Source organism: Polaromonas sp. P1_E1_2 (assembly GCF_056406035.1).
The window spans coordinates 1-2,948 of record NZ_JBFUAZ010000540.1 but is presented as its reverse complement, the minus strand read 5'-3'; the positions used below and the strand labels follow the sequence as shown (position 1 = coordinate 2,948).

At 62.5% G+C, this 2,948-nt stretch carries 2 protein-coding genes; one reads left to right on the top strand and one right to left on the bottom strand.

Going from position 1 to position 2,948, the window contains the following annotated elements:
* The coding region (tyrS, locus tag AC1D1P_RS19525) for a tyrosine--tRNA ligase (RefSeq protein ID WP_477674114.1) at positions 1-1,120 on the bottom strand (1,120 nt) is incomplete at its 3' end.
* A 225-nt stretch (positions 1,121-1,345) separates the two neighbouring features.
* Between tyrS and AC1D1P_RS19520 the strand changes: the two genes are divergently transcribed.
* A complete protein-coding gene (locus tag AC1D1P_RS19520; protein WP_477674113.1) occupies positions 1,346-2,710 on the top strand; it encodes a peptidoglycan DD-metalloendopeptidase family protein in 1,365 nt (454 codons plus the stop codon).
* The last annotated feature ends 238 nt before the right edge of the window (positions 2,711-2,948 follow it).

Genomic DNA, 2,948 nt, shown 5'->3' with positions numbered 1-2,948 from the left:
CGCCTTCAATGAGGCGCGTGGCTTGGCGGCCCGAGGGCGCGAGGCCGGCCGCCTTGAGCAGCGCGCCTATCCCCATCGGCGAACCGGACAGCGACACCTCGGGAATCTCATCCGGCACGCCGCCCTTGCTGCGGTTGATGAAATCCTGCTCGGCGGCGTCGGCTGCGGCAGCGGAATGAAAGCGCGCAGTGATTTCCTTGGCCAGCGCCACTTTGGCGTCCTTGGGGTTGCGCCCGCCGTCCACTTCGGCCTTCAGCGCTGCGATGTCGGCCTCGCTCTTGAACGACAGCAGTGTGTACCACTTCCACATCAGCACATCGGAGATCGACAGCACCTTGGCGAACATGGTGTTGGCGTCTTCGCTGATGCCGATGTAGTTGTTCTTGCTCTTGGACATCTTCTCGATGCCGTCCAGGCCTTCGAGCAGCGGCATGGTCAAAATGCACTGCGGCTCCTGGCCGTATTCCTGCTGCAGGTGCCGGCCCATCAGCAGGTTGAACTTCTGGTCGGTGCCGCCGAGTTCCAGGTCGCTCCTGAGCGCGACCGAGTCGTAGCCCTGCATCAGCGGGTACAAAAACTCATGCACGCTAATAGGCGTGCCGGCCTTGAAACGGTCGTTGAAGTCGTTGCGCTCCATCATGCGGGCCACGGTGTAATGAGAAGCCAGCTTGATCATGCCGGTGGCGCCCAGCGGTTCGCTCCATTCGCTGTTGTAGCGCAGCTCGGTTTTGGCGGGGTCCAGGATCTTGTCGGCCTGGGCGCGGTAGGTTTCGGCGTTGACCTTGATCTGCTCGGGCGTGAGCGGGGGCCGTGTGGTGTTGCGCCCGGACGGGTCGCCGATCAGGCTGGTGAAGTCGCCTATAAGAAAAATGACTGTATGGCCCAGATCCTGGAGCTGACGCATTTTGTTCAGCACCACGGTATGTCCGACATGAATGTCAGGCGCCGTCGGGTCCAGCCCCAGTTTGATGCGCAGCGGGACGCCCGTGGCCTCCGATTTGGCCAGTTTTTGTATCCAATCGTTTTCCGGGATCAGCTCATCGCAGCCGCGCAGGGACACCGCCAGGGCCTCCCTGACGCGGTCGGTGACGGGAAATTTTGTAACAAGCTCTTGATTCATAAGGGTTTTTCACATGTCGGGGAATTGTCCGACAGATATACTGGCGGCTCTCCTGCAGCGGCGGAGCCATTTTAGTTGGCCTGCAATTTGCTGATCAGGAAACTCATAACCGGATGGCTCCGGCCCCACCCCTGAATCCAGGGCTGGCCGCCAAAGCTCTCCACCTTTTATACAGCAGTCCGGTGCTCGCGCAGCGCCCGATGCACTTTTGTTGGGAATACTGCTTTGCCACTGCCATCTCCCTCCCAGATACTGCTGCCCATCGCCGACAGCCTCCGTCGCCATCCCAAACGGGTCACCGCCAGCCTTGCAGCACTGCTGCTGGGCACAGGTGTCACAGCATTCGGCGTTGCGCCCCTGGCACCCGATGCGGCCAACCTGCCGGTCCGCCAGATACTCGAAGCGGTCGAGCCTTTGCCCACGCAGATACAGACCGATTCCCTCACCGATTTCCGTTTCAAGCTGTTCCGCACCGAAAGCACCCGCAGCAGCGATACCGCCGACACCCTGCTCAAGCGCCTGAACATCGACGACAGCGCCGCAGCCGCCTTTTTGCGCAGCGACGCCAATGCGCGCCTGCTGTTGTCGGGCCGTGCCGGAAAGAACGTAACCGCCGAAGCCAGCGACAGCCAGCAACTGCTCAAGCTCAGCATGCGCTGGCCCACTGACGACGAAACGATGTTCAAGCGCCTCGTGGTCGAGCGCGGCGCCGCCGGTTTCAGCTCGCGCATTGAAACCGCTCCGTATGTGGCTACTGCGCGCTTGTCCAGCGGCAGCATTCAGACGTCGCTGTTCGCCGCCACCGACGACGCCCGCATTCCCGATGGCGTAGCGGTGCAGATCGCCGAAATTTTCTCCAGTGACATCGATTTCCGCCGCGCACTGCGCAAGGGCGACCGCTTCAACGTGGTCTATGAAAGCCTGGAAGCCGACGGCGAGCCGCTGCGCACCGGTCGCGTGCTGTCGGCCGAGTTTGTCAACGCCGGCAAGGCCTACCAGGCCATGTGGTTCCAGCCTCCGGGCGTGGACGCCGCGGGCGTTGCCCACAGGGGCGGCTATTACACGCTCGACGGCCAGAGCCTGCGCCGCGCCTACCTGAGCTCGCCCGTCGAGTTCTCGCGCATCAGCAGCGGCTTTTCAATGCGCTTTCACCCCATCCTGCAAAAATGGCGCGCCCACCTGGGCACCGACTTCGCAGCAGCTACGGGAACACCTGCACGTACCGTCGGCGACGGCGTGGTGGAGTTTTCGGGTGTCCAGAACGGTTACGGCAACGTGGTGTTCGTTCGCCACCGCAACGGCCATGAAACTGTTTATGCCCACCTGAGCAAAATCATGGTGCAGCGCGGCCAGAACGTCAGCCAGGGCCAGACCATCGGTCTCGTCGGCTCCACCGGCTGGGCCACCGGCCCACACCTGCATTTCGAGTTCCGCGTCAACGGCACCCAGCAGGACCCTATGACGATCGCCAAGCAGAGCGAGACCATTCCMGTGTCTACGGCTGYCATGCCGGCATTCAGGGAGCTCTCGGCGGGCGTGAAGACTCAGCTGCAAGCGGCCGCCACCATCACGCAAACCCGCGCTGAGTAACTAGAGCCCCCACGTTCGCTCACTGCGTGTAGCTCTCTGCCCCCGAGGGGGCGCTGCGCCTGCGGTCTGGCAAAGCCAGTCCCGCGGCCCCGGCTGGTGGAAGAGCCTTTTATCAAAGGGCGCTGGGCCAAGACGTGATTGGCCACTTCCCTGCGGCAAAATAGGCCCATGCCTACAACATCCGATCTCTTCATTGGCCTGATGTCAGGCACTTCGCTCGACGGTGCCGATGGTGTGC